Origin of the sequence: Rhodoferax sp., from assembly GCF_023700745.1 — a bacterium.
Lineage (GTDB): Bacteria > Pseudomonadota > Gammaproteobacteria > Burkholderiales > Burkholderiaceae_C > Rhodoferax.
The window spans coordinates 118,922-136,987 of the sequence record NZ_JAMPYG010000004.1 but is presented as its reverse complement, the minus strand read 5'-3'; the positions used below and the strand labels follow the sequence as shown (position 1 = coordinate 136,987).

The window sequence follows — 18,066 nt, the reverse complement described above, 5'->3', positions numbered from 1 at the left end:
TTTGTTCGTCAGAATTATTCATAATCACACCATGCAGTTCAGAACCATTTTGACATTGATCGGCTTGCTTGGCGTGTTGGGCAGTGTGCCTGCCCCGGCTCAAGGCCAGGCATCCGGCTTGAACGCGTCCGATGCGGTGATCCTGGAGATGCGTGAGGCTTTTGCCAAGGGGCAAACCAGTCGTCTGACCGAGCTGTTGCCGCGAACCGGTGGCCATGTGCTGGCGCCCTGGGCTGCTTATTGGGAGCTGCGCGCCCGTCTGGAAACGGCTCAACCCGAGGAAATCAGCCGTTTTCTCTCCCGCTTTGCAGGCACTTACCAGGAAGACCGCTTGCGCAACGACTGGTTGCTGCTGCTGGGTAAAAACCGTGATTGGGCCCGTTTTGTGCAGGAAGCATCCAGTTTTCGCATGCAGGACGACCGTGAAGTGCGCTGTTATGTCCTGGCCATGGAGCACACTTTGGCCAGGGTGGACATGTCCCGGGAAGCCAAGACACTTTGGTTGGCCCAGAAAAACAGCGATGAGGGTTGTGCCTATGCGGTTCAGACCCATTTGGACAGCCAATTGCTGAGCGCGCAGGATGTCTGGGAAAAAGTGCGCTCGGCGCTGGAGCTGCGGCGTCTTGCAGCCGCCCGGCAAGCGTTTGACATGGTGGTGCTCCAGGCCGGCCCGCAATGGACCGCACTGACCGCCGGGCCCGAGCAATTCCTGGTCCAGACAACGCTGTCGAACCAGCGGCAAACCCAGGAGCTGGTGGTGCTGGCGCTGATTCGACTGGCCCAGAGCGACCCCCAGCGGGCCGCCGAGCTGCTGGCCGGTCGCTGGCAAAAACACCTGGGCCAGAACCAGCGCGACTGGGCCTGGGCCGCCATTGGGACACAAGCTGCGCAAAAACTGTCAAATGATGCTCTTGAATTCTTTGCCCACAGCAAGTCCTCGGCCATGCAGGACGAACATCTTGCCTGGTATGCCCGTGCCGCATTGCGCCAGGGGGACTGGCGGCGGGTGTTAAGCGCTATTGAGGCCATGACTGCCGGGACCGCGGCAGAATCCACCTGGGTTTATTGGCGGGCACGGGCCCTACTGGCGCTGCCCGGGAGCGACGACGCTGTGCGGCAGCAGGCGCGTCAGTTGCTGCACAGCGTGGCCGGCGTACAAGGGTTTTATGAATTGCTGGCGCTAGAAGAATTGGGTCGACCGATCACCCCGCCGCCTTTGCCCGAGCCCCTGACCGAGGCTGAAAAGGCGGCTGCCAGCAGCAACCCGGGCTTGCAGCGCGCACTTGTTGCCATTGCCCTTGGACTGCGCAGTGAGGGTGTGCGTGAATGGAACTACAGCGCCAACTTGCACACCCCGGGCGGCATGAGTGACCGCGAACTGCTGGCCGCGGCCGATCTGGCCTGCCGACATGAGGTGTGGGACCGCTGCATCAACACCAGCGAACGCACCAGGAGCGTGATGGATTTGACGCAACGCTTCCCCATGCCGCACAAACAGGCCGTGCTGGCGCGCACGCGTGACATCGGGCTTGACCCGGCGTATGTCTATGGCCTGATCCGGCAGGAGAGCCGTTTTGTTGTGGATGCCCGCTCGGGCGTGGGCGCTTCGGGCCTGATGCAGGTGATGCCCGCCACGGCCCGCTGGACTGCCAAAAAAATTGGCATGACCAGCTTCCAGCCCCACCAGATCACCGACCGTGACACCAATATTGCGATTGGCACCGGTTACCTCAAGCTGGTGCTCGATGACTTTGCCGGCTCCATGCCGATGGCCGCCGCCGCTTACAACGCCGGCCCCGGCCGGCCGCGCGCCTGGCGCGGTCAACCCGGCGCGCCGGTGCTGGAGGCCGCGATCTGGGTCGAAAACGTGCCTTTCAGTGAAACCCGTGATTACGTCAAAAAAGTGCTGGCCAACACCACCATTTACGCGGCCATGATCAGCGGCCAGACCCAGTCGCTCAAAGCCCGGCTGGGGCAGGTGGGGCCAGCCGAAGGCTCGCTGACAGAAAACCGTGAACTGCCTTGAGCCGCATGATGAAACTCTACATTGGCAACAAGAATTACTCGTCCTGGTCGATGCGCGCCTGGGTGCTGCTGACCCAGGCCGGCATCCCGTTTGAGGAAGTGATGGTGCGTTTTGACGCCTTCACCCCCGATTCGCAATTCAAGGCCACGCTGCGTACCTTGTCACCCACCGGCAAAGTGCCGGTACTGGTTGATGGCGCCCTGGTGGTGTGGGACACGCTGGCCATTGCCGAATATGTGGCCGAGCAGTTCCCTGACAAGGCGCTGTGGCCGCGGGACACGGCAGCAAGGGCCCGGGCCCGCAGCCTGTGCGCCGAGATGCACAGCGGCTTTACCGGCCTGCGCACGCATTGCCCGATGAACATCGAGGCCAGCCTGCCCGAGACAGGCGCACTGGTCTGGCGTGACCAGCCGGCGGTGCGCACCGACGTGGCCCGTTTGGTCAATATGTGGCAACAGTGTCTGGACGAACGTGGCGGGCCCATGCTGTTTGGAGACTTCAGCGTGGCGGATGCCTTTTTTGCCCCCGTTTGCGCGCGGTTGCTGACCTATGCCTTGCCTTTGCCCACTGACATTGCGGCCTATGTGAACCGTGTATGCCTGCTGCCGGGAGTCAAGGCGTGGATCGATGGCGCGCTGGCCGAGCAGGATTTCCTGGATTTTGAAGAGCCTTACCGCTTGTCGCGCTGAGGTGGCGGGGCCTGACATGCAGCTTTATATGGTTGGCGGTGCGGTGCGCGATGCGCTTATGGGGTTGCCGGTGAAGGACCGCGACTGGGTGGTGGTGGGGGGCACGCCGGAGCACATGCTGGACCAGGGTTTTGTCCCGGTGGGCAAGGATTTTCCGGTGTTCCTGCATCCCCAAAACCATGAAGAATATGCGTTGGCCCGGACCGAGCGCAAAACAGCACCGGGCTACCACGGTTTTGCCATCCATGCGGCACCGGATGTGAGCCTGGAGCAAGACCTGGCACGGCGCGATCTCACCATCAATGCCATGGCCGTTGCTGCTGCGCAGCTCGACCCGGACGGCGTATGGGACAAGCAAAATCCGATCGACCCTTATGGCGGTGCGCAGGATCTGGTGAACAAGGTGTTTCGCCATGTCGGTCCGGCGTTCCGCGAAGATCCGGTGCGCATCCTGCGGTTGGCGCGTCTGGCGGCCCGTTTTGCCGATTTCACACTGGCACCGGACACGCTGGCACTGATGCGCGAGATGGTGGCCAGCGGTGAGGTCGACCACTTGGTGCCCGAACGCGTCTGGCAGGAACTGGCCAGAGGCCTGATGGAAGCCAAACCTTCGCGTATGTTTGCAGTGTTGCGCGATTGTGGCGCGCTGGCCAGATTGCTGCCTGAAGTGGACCGCTTGTGGGGTGTTGCACAGCGTGCCGACTACCACCCCGAGGTGGATACCGGTGTTCATGTGATGATGGTGATCGACATGAGCGCGCGACTGCAGACCCCGCTGCCGGTGCGGCTGGCCTGCCTGTGCCACGACCTGGGCAAGGGCAACACCCCGGTCGATATCCTGCCGCGCCATCTGGGGCACGAGCAGCGCAGCGTCGGGTTGCTGCAAAGTCTGTGCGCACGCCTGCGTGTGCCCACCGACTGCCGTGAACTGGCCGATGTGGTAGCACGCGAACACAGCAATATTCACCGCTCAATCGGGCTCGATGCGGCTGCGCTGGTGCGTTTGCTGGAGCGCTGCGACGCGCTGCGCAAACCGGCACGTTTCGCGCAGATCCTGCTGGCCTGCGAATGTGATGCGCGCGGGCGGTTGGGTTACTTTGACGCAGCTTACCCGCAGCGTGCGCATTTGCAGGCGGTATTGCTGGCCGCCCAGGGGATCGACACCCATCAAATTGCCTCGGATGCCATGGCTGGTGGCGCCAAAGGTCAGGATATAGCGAAAGCCATGCAGGCCGCCCGGGTGGCAGCGGTCCAAGCGGCTTTGGCATGAAGGTGTCAGAGCGCATGAACTCCTCGGGTATGCTTGCATCATGTCCAGTTTGCTGATCATTGAAGACGACGAATTGCTGCGCGATGGCTTGTCTGCGCAGTTCAACCAGGCCGGCCACAGCGTTATGACTGCCGCGGATGGCGAAGCCGCACAGGCCCTGATTGAGTTGCATCGCTTTGACGGCGTGGTGCTGGACCTTGGGTTGCCAAAAATCAGTGGCATGGAATTGTTGCGCTGGGTGCGCAAACGCCTGCCCGCCTTGCCGGTGCTGATTTTGACGGCGCGTGAAGGGGTTGATGACCGGGTGCAAGGGCTCAACGCCGGGGCGGATGATTACCTCACCAAACCTTTCAATATGGCAGAGCTGCAGGCCCGCATGGGCGCCTTGTTGCGGCGCGCGCGCTTGCCAGCCTTTGGCGGCTCCCTGGAGTTGGCCGGCAGCCCGACGGCCCGGCCACTGCGGGTCGATGCCACGCTGCCGCAAGCCTGGCTGGGGGATGAGGCGCTGGAACTCACGCAACGCGAGTGGGCCCTGTTGTCGTTGCTGGTTTCCCAGGCCGGTCGCGTGGTCAGCCGGGAGGATGTGCTGGAAACCTGGCAGGGCGAGCCTGGTGAACCGGGTGCCTTGGCCTCCAATGCACTGGAGGTTTACATTCACCGCTTGCGGCGTAAGCTCGTGGACTCGGGTCTGAATATTCGCAATGTGCGTGGCCTGGGCTACATGCTGGAAACCTCCACGACATAGACCTGCCATGACCCAGGACACGGCCACCCCACTGAAGCCTCGCGGGCAAGGTCTGTCACTCAAGCGTCAGTTGTTGTTGTGGTTGTTGCTGCCCCAGCTGGTGTTGTTTCTGGTCGGCGGTGCCCTGGCTTACCGGGTTGCGCTGAAGTACGCCGAAAAAGCCATTGACCAGTCACTGACCCAGTCGGTGCGTTCGCTGGCGCGTCAGGTCAAGCCGATTGGTTCGGGCCTGCTGATTGACTTTCCGCGGGCCGCCCAGGACATTATTGAACAAGACCCCGAGGACCGTGTGAGCTACATGGTTTCGAGCCCGCCCGGTAGTTTTCTGCTGGGCAATGGCAGACTGCCGGGCCCGACTGAAGAACAGCCGCTGCCGACCCATGAAGCGCTGCTCTACAACGCCCAGGTGGACGGCAAGTCGATGCGTGTGGCGTTGCTGGAGGTGGACTACGGTGAAGCGGGCTCGCCCCAGCGCATGCGGGTCCAGCTGGCCAAAAGTCTGACTGCCCAGCAGCGATTGACCACCGAGCTGATCGCCGACATGCTGGCGCCGCTGCTGTTGCTGGGCATGGTGCTCAGTGTGCTGGTGTATGGCGGTATCTCCCGTGGCTTGCAGCCCCTGACCCGGCTACAGGCGCAATTGGGTGACCGGCGTGATCATGCCCTGTTTGATGTGTCGCCGATCGAGATGACCGAGGCGCCGCAGGAAGTGCACGCGCTGGCCGGTGCTGTCAACCACTTGCTGGCCGCAGTACGGCGCAGCCTGGGTCAGGAAAAGCGGTTTTTGAACGATGCCGCGCACCAGTTGCGCACCCCGCTGGCGGGATTGATCAGTCAAACCGAACTGGCGCTGGCCGAGCAGGACCCGCAAGCCCTGCGTGCGCGGCTGGGCAAGGTACTGGCTGGCGCCCAGCGCAGTGCCCATCTGGTGCAGCAGTTGCTGTCGCTGGCACGTAACGAGGTCGAGGTCAAGCTGAAGCCGCTCGATGTCGCCAGCCTGGCGCGTGAGGTGGCGCGCGACTGGACACCGCGCGCGCTCAAGGCCGGGATAGACTTGGGTTATGAAGGTGTCGACCACATGATGTTCCCGGGCGAGGCTTTTTTGCTGCGTGAAGCGCTGAATAATCTGATCGACAACGCCCTGATGTATGCAGGGGCCGGCAGCGAAGTGACTCTGAGTGTGCAAATGCAGGGAACGCAGCTTGTACTTGAAGTCGCCGACAACGGTCCGGGCCTGTCAGCGCAGGACTTGCCGCATGTGTTCGAACGCTTTTGGCGGGCCAGCGATGTGCCGGGGGGCTGTGGTTTGGGCTTGGCCATTGTGGCCGAGATCGCCCAGCGCCATGGCGGTGAGGCCCGGGTGCTGGCGGTCCAGCCCCATGGGCTGCGGGTGCAGTTGTGCTGGACAGTGGGTCATGCCGAAAATCAGTTTGTGTGACCCTCAGGGGCATTTTTTGGAAAAAGATTTATGGTCAATGTAGATTCTGTAACCAGTACCGGGCAGGCTATCGCCGAATTCTGGCAAACCTTGCTGGCCAGTATCAGTCAGGGTGTGTGCGTGTTTGATGCCAATGGCTGTGTGGACCATTTCAATCCCTGCCTGCCCGAGTTGCTTGATGTGCCGCCAGAGTTTCTGGCAAGTGGTCCCTCCCTGCGCGAGATTTATGATTTTCAGATGCAGCGCGGGGATTTTGCTGGCGCACCCCATCCGCTGGATCAGCCGATTCAGCAGACCTCGCCTGATGCTGACCCGGCGTTGGTGTCAGAACATTACTTGCGTTTGAAGCACCTCGGACGTACCCTGCAAGTGCAAACCAGACGCCTGCCGGATACCGGCCTGGTGCAGACGGTGTTGGATGTCAGTGATTACGTGCAGGCTGAGGCGGGCCGTAAGCGTGCCAACCAGTTGCTTTTTGCCACCCAGGCGCTGGCCGAACTGGGCGGCTGGGAAGTGGACTTGCAACACAAGCAGGTGACTTGGACCGACGGGGTGTACCGCATTTTTGAGACCACCCCGCAAGCCTTCACGCCGACACCTGCCACGGTCCTGGCCTTGTTCACCGACGAGTCGCTGGCCATCAACGAAGCGTCTTACCAGCCGTCGGGTCAGCCCACGACGACCCATGAGTTCGAAATTGAAATGCTGACCTTGAAGGGGCGGCGCATCTGGTTGCACTCACGCGGCACCACGACATGGGAGCAAGACCGACCGGTCAAGCGCACCGCCATCGTGCAGGACATTACCCGGCGCAAACAAACCGAGATGGCCTTGCGGGACAGCGAGGCGCGCTGGAAGCTGGCGCTGGAAAGCGTCGGTGACGGGGTCTGGGACCTGCAGGTGCAGAGCGGCGAACAGTACCTGTCGCCGAATCTGCTGCGCATGTATGGTTACGAAGAGGGCGAGCTACAGCCCAGCGTGGCCGAACTCGATGCACTGGTCCACCCTGAGGACTTGGGGCGTTTGCAGCACGACCGGCAGGCTCATCTGGACGGTATCACGCTCACCTACAGCAATGAGCATCGGGTGCTGTGCAAGGATGGCAACTGGAAATGGGTACACAGCCGCGGCATGGTGATCAGCCGGGATGTCAATGGCAAGGCGCTGCGCATGCTGGGCACCCATGCCGACATTACCGAGCGCAAATCAGCGGATGCACTGGTCTGGCAGCAGGCGCACTTTGATGCGCTCACCGGCTTGCCCAATCGGCGTCTGATGCGTGAACGGCTGATCCAGGAGATCAAGAAATGCCGTCGCACTGAGCAAAAACTGGCACTGTTGTTCATTGATCTGGACCATTTCAAGGAAGTCAATGACACACTCGGGCATGACCGCGGCGACGATCTGCTGGTCGAAGCAGCGCAACGCATTCAGCGCTGTTTGCGCGAAACCGATACGGTGGCCCGCATGGGGGGTGATGAGTTCACCGTGATCATTACCGGATTGAACGACGAGTCCAATCTGCAGAGCATCCTGCCCAAGCTGCTGAATGCCTTGAGCGCATCATTTCAGTTGGGTCTGGATCAGGTTTTTGTGTCTGCCAGCATGGGTGTGACGGTCTACCCGACCGATACGCTGGAGGTGGAAGACCTGCTGAAAAATGCCGATCAGGCGCTCTATGTGGCCAAGGCGGCAGGGCGCAACCGGTTCAGTTTTTTCACGCCGGCGCTGCAGGAGGCCGCCATGCAACGCGCCCAATTGACCCACGACCTGCGCGCGGCCTTGCCGGCGCAGGAGTTCCGCGTGGTGTACCAGCCCATCGTGACTTTGGCTACCGGAAAAATTCACAAGGCCGAGGCCCTGATCCGCTGGCAGCATCCCAGGCGCGGTTTGATCAGCCCGGCGGAATTTATTCCGGTCGCAGAAAGCAGCGGTCTGATTGTTGAACTGGGAGAGTGGATTTTTGCCCAGGCGGCAGCCCAGGTGAAGAACTGGCGTGCCGAATTGCACCCGGAGTTCCAGGTCAGTGTCAATAAATCTCCACTGCAGTTTGAAAATCCGAATCCCAACCATATTCCCTGGATCGACCAATTGCGTGTGCTTGGGCTGCCCGGTGAAAGTGTGGTGGTTGAAATCACCGAAGGCTTGTTGCTGTCCACCAGCAACGGTGTGGTTGAACAACTGCTGAAGTTGCGTGACGAGGGTATCAACGTGTCGCTCGATGACTTTGGTACCGGTTATTCGTCGCTGTCCTACCTGCAAAAATTTGACATTGATTTCATCAAGATTGACCAGTCCTTTGTGCGCCACCTGAAGGCGGCTACAACCGACCTGGTGTTATGTCAGGCCATCATTGCCATGGCCCATGCCCTGGGCATGAAGGTGATTGCCGAAGGGGTCGAGACGGAGGAGCAGCGTGATTTGCTGAAAGCCGCAGGCTGCGACTACGCGCAAGGGTATTTTTACTCGCGCCCGGTCAGTCCCGCAGAATTTGAAGCCATGGTGCAACGTTCGGGGGAAGCGCTGTACCAAGCTGGGTGATATACCCTGGCGTGTCAGGTCAGGTCAGGTCATGCCAGGCGCAGGCCGGTTTGCGCGTCGAACCAGTTGTTGTGGTTGCTGCTCACCGTCATGCCCACTGTGTCGCCCATTTTTACTTGTGTGTTTGGTGGCGTGCGCACCGTGATCAAACCGACATTGGTTTTTACCACCACGTAGGTGTCGGCACCGGTAGGCTCAACCAGCATCACCTGGCCGCGCCAGGAAGCGTCGTCGCTCAAGTGGACGTGTTCGGGGCGTTGTCCCAGGATCACACTGCCGGTAGCCGGACAGGGCAGTGCCAGGCTCCCGCCATCAAAAGAAAACAAACCGCTCTCACCTGCGCCACTGGTCTGACCCGTGATGAAATTCATGGTGGGTGAGCCGATAAAACCCGCCACATAGGTGTTGGCCGGGCGGCGGTAAATCTCATCGGGCGAGCCAATCTGCTGCAAGATGCCGTCTTTCATCACGGCAATGCGGCTGCCCAGTGTCATCGCCTCGATCTGGTCATGCGTCACATACACGGTGGTGATGCCGCTGACCAGGTGCAGGCGTTTGATTTCGGCACGCATTTCGACGCGTAACTTGGCGTCCAGGTTGCTCAGGGGCTCGTCAAACAGAAACAGTTGCGGGTCACGCGCCAATGCGCGACCCATGGCCACACGCTGGCGCTGGCCGCCCGAGAGTTGTGCCGGGCGGCGGTCCAGCAGGTGCTCGATCTGCAACATAGCGGCGACTTCATGGATGCGCTTGGTGCGCACTTCCAGCGGGACCTTGCGCATTTCCAGCGCAAAGCCGATGTTGTCGGCCACGCTCATGGTGGGGTAGAGCGCATAGCTCTGGAACACCATGGCAATGTCGCGCTGCGCTGGGGCCACGCCGATGACGTTTTTGCCGGCGATTCTGAGTTCGCCCTCGGTCGGGTCCTCCAGGCCGGCAATGATGTTGAGCAGGGTGGACTTGCCGCAGCCCGAAGGCCCGACCAGGATCAGGAACTCACCCGGCGCCACTTCGATGTCGATTTTTTTCAAAACCTCGACGGCCTTGTCGCCTTTGCCGTAAACCTTGCGAACGCCTGCGATGTGGAGTGATGCTGCCATGATGGGTGAGTCCTTCTTATCCTTTGACCGCGCCGGCAGTCAGACCTTTGACGAAATACTGACCGGCCAGTACGTAGACCAGCATGGTCGGCAGGCCGGCAATGATGGCAGCCGCCATGTCCACGTTGTAGCTTTTCACACTGCTGGTGGTGTTGGCCAGGTTGTTCAGGCCAACCGTGATGGGTTTGCTGTCGGCGCCGCTGAAGGCCACGCCAAACAGGAAGTCGTTCCAGATGTTGGTGAACTGCCAGATCAGCGTCACCATCAGGATCGGGGTCGACATCGGGATCACGATGCGGTAGAAGATGCGCCAGAAACCGGCGCCGTCCATGCGTGCGGCCTGAATGAGCTCACGCGGAATGGCGGTGTAGTAGTTTCTGAAAAACAGCGTGGTGCTGGCCATGCCGGCCAGACAATGCACCAGCACCAGGCCGGCGACCGAGCTTGACAGCCCCAGAAATCCCAGCACTTGGCTCATCGGCAACAGTACCACCTGGAACGGCATGAAGACGCCAAACAGCATGAAACCAAACAGCAGGTCGCTGCCCTTGAACTTCCACATACTCAGCACGTAGCCGTTCAAAGCGCCCCAGGCCGTCGAAATCAGCACTGCAGGTACGGCCATGCTCACCGAGTTCCAGAAATAGGGCTTCAGGCCACGGCAGTCGACACCCGTGCAGGCGGTCGACCAGGCCAGTTGCCAGGGCTCAAAATTCAGTGATGTCGGCAGGCTCAGCAGGTTGCCGGCGCGCAACTGGTCGGCGTCCTTGAGCGAGGTCACCAGCATCACGTAGAGCGGTGCCAGGAAGAAGAAGGCCGCCATGCCCAACACGGCGTACACCGCAAAACGGGAAATATTTTTAGCGTTCATGATCAGCTCCGAACTCAACGCTCGTGCGGCTTGGAGCGCAACTCGCTGTACAGGTAAGGCACCACCAGCGCGGCCACCATGGCCAGCATCATGGTGGCACTGGCTGCACCCAGGCCGATCTGGCCGCGGGTAAAGCTCATGGTGAACATGAAGGTGGCGGGCACGTCCGACGCATAGCCGGGCCCGCCGGCGGTGAGCGCCATCACCAGGTCGAAGGCCTTGATGGAGAGGTGCGACAACACCAGAATGGTGGAGAACACCACCGGACGCAGCACCGGCAAAATGATGCGCCAGTAAATCCGCGGCAGGCTGGCGCCATCCATTTGTGCGGCCTTGATGATGCTGTCGTCAATGCCGCGCAGGCCGGCCAAAAACAGCGCCATGGCAAAGCCCGCCGACTGCCAGATGCCGGCAATCACCACGCAGTAGATGGCGGTGTCGCTTTGCACCAGCCAGTCAAAGCTGAAGCTGGCCCAGCCCAGGTCCTGCATCAGTTTTTCCAGACCCAGGCTGGGGTTCAGAATCCATTTCCAGGCGGTGCCGGTGACAATGAACGACAGCGCCATGGGGTACAGGTACACCGTGCGGATCACGCCTTCAAAGCGGATTTTCTGGTCCAGAAAAATGGCCAGCAGCATGCCCAGCAGCATCGAGCCGCCGACGTACAGCACACTGAATATGCCGAGGTTTTTCAGCGCCACGTACCAGCGGTCCATTTCCCACAGACGCACGTACTGTTCCAGTCCGACGAATGCGTCGTAGTTGGGCAACATGCGCGAATTGGTCACGGACAACAAGCCGTTCCAGATCATGAAGCCGTAAATGAAGGCGAACCCGAGCACAAAGCCAGGCGCGATCACCAGCTTGGGCAACACGTTTTCAAAAGATTTCATAAACATTTCGCCTTTGGGTTAAAAAAGCTGTGGCTTGTTGGTGTCGCACCTGCGCTGCTAGCTGCTATTTGTTATCGGATCAGACGGGCCGGGTATTTCACTTCGTTCGTGTCCCCCGACCCTAAGCCTGCGGCTTAGGGTCTCCTCCTTTACCTCACTACGCGAAACACCCGCCCCGTCTGATCTTGGGAGGACTTTGCTTGGTTCAACACCAAGAACAAGTCAGGACCGGCAAGGTTTTGGGTTCCTGCCAGCAAACTCACCGCACAAGCAGAAGGGCTGGGGTGCATACCAAAGCGAAGTAAAGGAGGAGCCCGTCAGGGCGGGGGACATGAGCGGCGGTATGTACCCCAGCCCTTCTGCGGGCTTGGGTAACAGTCACCAACGTACCCCCACAGCTTTACTTGGTCGCCGCCGCCTTGGCGATGCTCTTCACCCCGTCTGCCACACTCATTTTGTCGTTGTTCCAGAACTGGCTGACGGCGTCCTTGATGGCGCCTTCGGCGGCAGGTATCACCGCCATGCCGTGCGCAATGGAGGGCAGCAGGCCACCCGATTTCGCGGTTTCAACAAAGTCTTTGCTGGACAGCTTGGCGCAGTCATCGAACTTGGCCATGTCCATGTTCAGACGTACCGGGATCGAGCCCTTGTTCAGGTTGAAAACTTCCTGGAATTCGGTGCCCATGATGGCAGCGGCCAGATCAGCCTGAGCTTTCTGGGCGGCGGCATCCTTGAGCTTGAACATGGCAAAAGAGTCCACGTTGAAAGTGAAGGCGCTGGCCGTGCCGGGGGCGGCCGCGCAGATGTAGTCCTTGCCCGGGACTTTGCCGGCGGCCGTGAACTCTCCCTTGGCCCAGTCCCCCATGAATTGGAAGGCGGCTTTTTCCTGGATCACCATGGCGGTGGCCAGATTCCAATCGCGCCCGGGGGCCGCAGCGTCGGTGTAAGCCTTGACCTTGCGGAAGGTTTCCAGCGACTTGGTCATGGTGGCGCTGGTGAGTGTCTTTTGATCCAGTTTGACCAGCGCATCACTGTAGAATTTTGCACCGCCCACCCCCAGCACGACCGATTCGAAGGTGGTGAAATCCTGCCAGTTCTGACCACCGTGGGCCACCGGGATCAGACCGGCTTTCTTGACTTTTTCAGCCGCCGCAAAAAACTCATCCCAGGTTTTGGGTGTGCCCGCGACACCCGTTTTTTTCAGCACGGCTGCATTGGCCCACATCCAGTTGACGCGGTGCACATTGACCGGTGCAGCGACAAAGTTGCCTTTGTATTTCATGACATCAGCCACCACCTTGGGCAGCAAGCTGTCCCATTTTTCGGTCTTAGCCGTTGCATCGAGGTTGGCCAATACCCCTTCTGAGGCCCATTCCTGAATCCCCGGGCCCTTGATTTGAGCGGCGGCGGGCGGGTTGCCAGCCACCACACGGCTCTTGAGCACGGTCATGGCGTTGTCGCCACCGCCGCCAGCCACGGCAAAGTCTTTCCAGGTGTGGCCCTTGCCCTGCATGATTCTTTTCAGCTCGCCGACCGACTTGGCTTCGCCACCGGATGTCCACCAGTGCAGTACTTCCACTTCACCGGCCATCGCTGCGCTACCAGCTGCTACCAAGGCCGCGGCTGTCGCCAATTTTGTAAGCTTGAGCATGTCATCTCCAGTTGGTGTGCCTGGATGGCCGACAAGGCCAGGAGGCGCGGGTTGAATCGGGCAGACACCATGTTGCCATAATTAATTAATTGTTAATTAATTTTCAATCCCGTGCAAGAGGGTATTTACCCTAACCCCCGGCCTTCTGATGAAGGAGATGTGTTTGACAAATTCTTGCGGCCTCTGCCCCCTTGCTGCCGATCGAAGCAGGAAGGGGGTTGGGTCGATGCGCTTATTTGCCGGCGCGGATTTTCTTCAGCTCGGTCTGGGTTTCGTTCCACAGGTCCATGCCGACATCGGCTGCCACAGAGGCGTATACCCTGGTCAGCTTGTCGCGCATGCGGGCGGACTCGGCCGGTGACAGCTCGTTGATTTCCATGCCTTTGGCTTTCAGGTCGCCCATGGCTTTGGCGGCTTCGGCGCGTGTGTCCTTGCGCTCAAAGTCGCGGCTGGTCTTGGCGGCGTCCATCAGCACTTTCTGCTCGTCCTTGGACAGTTGGTCCCACCACTTCTTGCTCACCGTGACGATCCACGGGCTGTAGACGTGGTTTGTCACCGTCATGTACTTCTGCACTTCGTAGAACTTGCTGGACAAGATGGTGTTGAAGGGGTTCTCCTGACCGTCCACCGTCTTGGTTTCCAGCGCGCTGAAGAGTTCGGAGAACGCCAGCGGAATGGCGTTGGCACCCAGCGTCTGGAAGCTGTTCAAAAACACGTTGTTCTGCATCACCCGCAGCTTGATGCCTTGCATGTCTTCCATCTTGGTGATGGGGCGCTTGCTGTTGGTCAGGTTACGGAAACCGTTTTCCCAGTACACCAGGCCCACCAGCCCTTTTTCTTGCAGCTTGGCTTTGATTTTTTCGCCCACCGGGCCGTCCAGGAGGGTGTCAGCCTCCTTGGCGTTGCTGATCAGAAACGGTGTGTCCCAGATGGCCATCTCCTTGGTGATGCCCACCAGCGTGGCCGTGGAGCCCACCATCATCTCTTGCGCACCACCAATCAACGCTTGCTGCATCTGGTTGTCCGGGCCGAGGGCGGCGGCACCGATGGCGCGCACCTTCATCTTGCCGCCCGAGAGTTTGGCCACCTCGTCGGCAAACACCTTGGCCGCGCGGCCCTGGTTGCTTTGCTCGTTGAGGCCGTAGCCAAAGCGGATCAGGCGCGGCTTGATGTCTTGTGCCGTGGCTGCAAACGAAGCGCTGAGCACCGCCACGCTGGCGGCGGCAATCAGGGTTCTGCGAATGAAATTCATAACAATCTCCTAGGGTTAAGGTCGTACGCGTGAAAAAAACGGTTGAAAAGTGAGGTCAGCGCATCCAGGCCACAGGTGCGGTGACGATCTGCGGGAACGCAATGAACAAGGCCAGAATCGACAGGTAGGTGATCAAAAACGGGCTGATGCCCCGGATCACGCTGTGCAGCGGCATGCGTCCCACGCTGGCCACCACATTGAGCACAGTGCCCACCGGCGGCGTGATCAGGCCAATGGAGCCGTTCAGGATGAACATCAGGCCAAAGTACACCGGGTCAATGCCCGCCTTCATGGCAATTGGCAGCATCACCGGCGAGAAAATCAGAATGGTGGGTGTCAAGTCGAGTGAGGTGCCGATCATGATCAGCACGATCATCATCACCACCATCAGCAGGCGCGGGCTTTCCACCAGCGGCCCCAGCCAGGCGGTCAGCACATTGGGCAGGTCGGCCAAGGTCACCATGTAGCTGGCCACCTGGGCGCCAGCGCACAGGAACATCACGATGGCGGTGGTGCGTGAGGCGCGCACCAGCACGTCGTACACCTGCACCAGCTTCATTTCGCGGTGGATGAACAGCGACACCACCAGCGAATAAAACGCCGCCACCACGGCAGCCTCGGTCGGTGTGAACAGGCCGGATTTCATGCCGCCAATGATGATCACCGGCATCAGCAACGCCCAGAAGGCCTGCAGAGTAGCTTTCAGGCGCGCCTTCATGGGCAACGGTTCGCCCTTGGGCAGATCCATGTCGCGCAGCACCAGCTTCCAGGCAACGATCAGGCCCGCACCCATGATCAACCCCGGCACGATGCCCGAGAGGAACAGCAAAGAGATCGAGGTGTTAGTCGTGACACCGTAAATGATGAACGGCATGCTCGGCGGAATGATCGGCGCGATGATGCCACCCGCACCAATCAGGCCGGCCGAGGTGTGCAGCGGGTAGCCTTGCTGGCGCATCATGGGTAGCAAAATGGTCGCCAGCGCGGCGGTGTCGGCCAGGGCTGAGCCGCTCATGCTGGCCATCAGTACCGCCGCACCAATCGCGACAAAGCCCAGACCACCGCGAATGTGCCCAACCCAGGCCTGCGCCATGGTGATGATGCGCTGGCTGATGCCGCCAGCATTCATGAGTTCACCGGCGAGGATGAAAAACGGCACCGCCAGCAGCGGGAAGCTGTCCACCCCGGCCACCAGGTTTTGCGCCAGCAGTTGGGTGTCCCAGAACCCCAGTACCCAGGACATGGCTGCACCGGTCAGCGCCAGCGCCAGGCCCATGTTCATGCCAATGCCCAGGAGCGACAGCATGCCGCCCAGGAAAACGATAAAAGCCAGACCTTCGGTAGACATGATGGCTTACTCCTGCTCTGCGGCAAAGCCCAGATGCAGGGGCGTGCGCTTGATCAATTCAACAACGGCCATCACGCAGATCGCGCTGGCACACAAAAAGGCCGGCAGCGGCAACAGCGCCGTGGGGTAGCGCAGCACCACCGAATAACTGTCCATGCCCACCACCACCTGCTGCCAGGCGCCCCAGGCAATCAGAGCGCTGGAGGTCGCCACCAGCAGGCGGATCAGCAGCGTAGCTGCCAGCATGGCGCGCGGCCTGTGGTGCAGCAAGCCCACCAGGCTGGTGAAGGTCATGTGCTCACCCACCGGGTAGGCAGCGGTGGCGCCAATGAACACCATCCAGACAAACAGCAGGCGAGAGAGTTCTTCACTGGCCGCCACACCGCTGCCAAAGCCGTAGCGCAGCACCACGTTGATGAACACCGACAAGGCCATCACGCCCAGGCAGCCAGCCATGACCATGCTGCTCACACGGCGAAACAGTCCCTCGCGGGGGGGCGAATGGGGTGCGGTGCTCATGTCAACTCCTTTGTCATCCAGGTGGCGACCTGGTCTGTCAGGTGCTGTAGCGGCTCGGTCGCATCCAGCGCCAGCACGCCGGGTTCACCGGTGGGGTCCTGCAAGGTGGCAAATTGGCTGTCAACCAGCGTGGTCGCGAAGAAGTGTTCTTTGGCACGGGCTTGCACCCTGACTTGGGCATCATTGCGGCTGATGTCAAGAAAAGCGAAGCGCAATGCCGGGGCAGCATGGCGCAAGCGGTCCCGGTAAACTTTCTTGAGCGCCGAACAGGTCATGACGACACCTTCAGGGTAGGCACGCAGTTGTTCGCACAAGGTATCCAGCCAGCCATCGCGGTCCGCATCGGTCAGTGCGATGCCCTGACTCATTTTGCTGCGGCTGGCAGCACTGTGGAAATTGTCGCCCTCAATCAAAGGAATGCCCAGGGTCCGCGCCAGCGCCGCCCCCAGGCTTGACTTGCCGCAACCGGCCACGCCCATGATCACGATTGAATTATTCATTTCAAAATTGGGATAGCGCTATCCAATAAAATCAAATAAAAGACCTTTTCAGGTCGACCAATTTTTCCGATGCATCCGGGCGAATATTGAAGAATTAAATTTAATTTCTTGCCAATCGACTACGGATAGCGCTATCCTACACCAACTGAACTTATCTGTCCTAAGTATTTACCCTAGGTTGCCCATGTCAAAATCTGCAAGATCACGCGCCACTGGCCGCACGACCCTGTCGGATGTCGCCCGCTTGGCGGGGGTGAGTCCCATCACGGTGTCGCGTGCGCTGCGCGGTGAACGCGCCGTGGAGGCCAGCCTGGTGGCGCGCGTTCAGGCAGCCGCCCAGGAGCTTGGCTATGTCCCCGACCCGGCTGCCAGAGCGCTGGCGTCCCGCCACAGCGCGCAAGTGGTGGTGCTGGTGCCGATGCTCTCGAATGCACTGTTCGTTGATCTATTGGAGGCGGTGCAACGCAGGTTGCGGCCTGCGGGCTACCAGATGCTGATGGGCGTCACCCATTACGATGCTGCGGAAGAAGAAAATCTGCTGCGTGAATTGCTGCAGCACCGCCCGGCGGGACTGCTCATTACCGGTCTGGAACAAAACGAAACCAGTCGCAAGCTGATCGCCCAGAGTGGCGTGCCTTGCGTGCATCTGATGGAGGCGGTTCAGGACGAAGGCGTGTACAGCGTCGGTTTTTCGCAGGCCGATGCGGGTGCCGAGATGACCCGGCACTTGCTGCAACGGGGTCGTCGTCACATTGTCTTTGCCGCCGCCCAGCTCGACCCGCGAACCCTGCAGCGACTGGCGGGCTGGCAACGCGAGCTGCTGCGTGTCGGCCTGTACCAGCCCGCGCTGGAATGGCGCAACCCGGCCCCCTCGTCGATGGCTTTGGGTGCCGAGATGTTTGACGCCATCCTGCAGGCCCAGCCTGACACGGATGCCATTTTTTTCTGCAATGACGACTTGGCCCAGGGCGCGCTGCTGGCAGCCCTGCGCAGCGGCATCAAGGTTCCCCGGCAGGTGGCCATCGCAGGGTTTAACGACCTCACCGGCAGTGACCAGATGTTGCCCGCGCTGACCACGGTGCGCACCCCGCGTGGTGAAATCGGCAGCGCGGCCTCGGCCATGCTGCTGGCGCTGATCAACGGCGAAGCCGTGGCCGAGCCACGGGTTGACCTGGGCTACCAACTGGTCGAGCGTTCCAGCACCTGAAGCTGAATTGGTCCAG

15 protein-coding genes are annotated in these 18,066 nt (G+C 60.5%); 7 read left to right on the top strand and 8 right to left on the bottom strand.

Features of this window, described 5'->3' with window-relative positions:
• Positions 1-31 precede the first annotated feature (31 nt).
• From NDJ10_RS05880 to NDJ10_RS05855, 6 genes are read left to right on the top strand one after another with little or no spacing between them, the layout of a single operon-like run.
• Positions 32-2,026: a lytic transglycosylase domain-containing protein gene (locus tag NDJ10_RS05880; RefSeq protein ID WP_296160268.1), complete on the top strand. Its 1,995-nt coding sequence runs from the start codon at positions 32-34 to the stop codon at positions 2,024-2,026.
• Positions 2,027-2,031: 5 nt separating this feature from the next.
• Positions 2,032-2,715: a glutathione S-transferase family protein gene (locus NDJ10_RS05875; protein WP_296160267.1), complete on the top strand. Its 684-nt coding sequence runs from the start codon at positions 2,032-2,034 to the stop codon at positions 2,713-2,715.
• 16 nt (positions 2,716-2,731) lie between these two features.
• Positions 2,732-3,985 carry a multifunctional CCA addition/repair protein gene (locus tag NDJ10_RS05870; protein ID WP_296160266.1) on the top strand — a complete coding sequence of 418 codons (1,254 nt, stop codon included), beginning with the start codon at positions 2,732-2,734 and terminating at the stop codon, positions 3,983-3,985.
• A gap of 40 nt (positions 3,986-4,025) precedes the next feature.
• Positions 4,026-4,730: a response regulator transcription factor gene (locus NDJ10_RS05865; protein WP_296160265.1), complete on the top strand. Its 705-nt coding sequence runs from the start codon at positions 4,026-4,028 to the stop codon at positions 4,728-4,730.
• Between the two features lie 7 nt (positions 4,731-4,737).
• Positions 4,738-6,168 carry a sensor histidine kinase gene (locus NDJ10_RS05860; protein ID WP_296160264.1) on the top strand — a complete coding sequence of 477 codons (1,431 nt, stop codon included), beginning with the start codon at positions 4,738-4,740 and terminating at the stop codon, positions 6,166-6,168.
• A 30-nt stretch (positions 6,169-6,198) separates the two neighbouring features.
• A complete protein-coding gene (locus tag NDJ10_RS05855) occupies positions 6,199-8,709 on the top strand; it encodes an EAL domain-containing protein (RefSeq protein WP_296160263.1) in 2,511 nt (836 codons plus the stop codon).
• Between the two features lie 29 nt (positions 8,710-8,738).
• Here NDJ10_RS05855 and NDJ10_RS05850 read toward each other — a convergent pair whose 3' ends face one another.
• The 8 genes from NDJ10_RS05850 to NDJ10_RS05815 all read right to left on the bottom strand — a co-directional run bounded on the left by NDJ10_RS05850 (position 8,739) and on the right by NDJ10_RS05815 (position 16,843).
• Complete coding sequence (locus tag NDJ10_RS05850) at positions 8,739-9,809, bottom strand: ABC transporter ATP-binding protein (protein ID WP_296160262.1); 1,071 nt, start codon at positions 9,807-9,809, stop codon at positions 8,739-8,741.
• 16 nt (positions 9,810-9,825) lie between these two features.
• The gene (locus NDJ10_RS05845) at positions 9,826-10,680 is read right to left on the bottom strand and encodes a carbohydrate ABC transporter permease (RefSeq protein ID WP_296160261.1); all 855 of its coding nucleotides are present in this window, start codon (positions 10,678-10,680) and stop codon (positions 9,826-9,828) included.
• Between the two features lie 14 nt (positions 10,681-10,694).
• Positions 10,695-11,579 (bottom strand): sugar ABC transporter permease, encoded by an 885-nt coding sequence (locus NDJ10_RS05840; RefSeq protein ID WP_296160260.1) that lies wholly within the window; start codon positions 11,577-11,579, stop codon positions 10,695-10,697.
• A 394-nt stretch (positions 11,580-11,973) separates the two neighbouring features.
• Positions 11,974-13,224, bottom strand: coding sequence for an ABC transporter substrate-binding protein (locus tag NDJ10_RS05835; protein WP_296160258.1), 1,251 nt, complete (start codon positions 13,222-13,224; stop codon positions 11,974-11,976).
• A 232-nt stretch (positions 13,225-13,456) separates the two neighbouring features.
• A complete protein-coding gene (locus tag NDJ10_RS05830; RefSeq protein WP_296160257.1) occupies positions 13,457-14,476 on the bottom strand; it encodes a TRAP transporter substrate-binding protein in 1,020 nt (339 codons plus the stop codon).
• Positions 14,477-14,531: 55 nt separating this feature from the next.
• Positions 14,532-15,824 carry a TRAP transporter large permease subunit gene (locus NDJ10_RS05825; RefSeq protein ID WP_296160256.1) on the bottom strand — a complete coding sequence of 431 codons (1,293 nt, stop codon included), beginning with the start codon at positions 15,822-15,824 and terminating at the stop codon, positions 14,532-14,534.
• 6 nt (positions 15,825-15,830) lie between these two features.
• Positions 15,831-16,343, bottom strand: coding sequence for a TRAP transporter small permease (locus NDJ10_RS05820; RefSeq protein ID WP_296160255.1), 513 nt, complete (start codon positions 16,341-16,343; stop codon positions 15,831-15,833).
• Positions 16,340-16,843 (bottom strand): gluconokinase, encoded by a 504-nt coding sequence (locus NDJ10_RS05815; RefSeq protein ID WP_296160254.1) that lies wholly within the window; start codon positions 16,841-16,843, stop codon positions 16,340-16,342. Before NDJ10_RS05815 ends, NDJ10_RS05820 begins: the two co-directional genes overlap by 4 nt.
• A gap of 184 nt (positions 16,844-17,027) precedes the next feature.
• On the opposite strand from NDJ10_RS05815, the gene NDJ10_RS05810 reads away from it, so the two are divergent.
• Entirely contained in the window at positions 17,028-18,050 is a 1,023-nt protein-coding gene (locus tag NDJ10_RS05810) for a LacI family DNA-binding transcriptional regulator (RefSeq protein WP_296160253.1), read from the top strand.
• Positions 18,051-18,066: the final 16 nt, after the last annotated feature.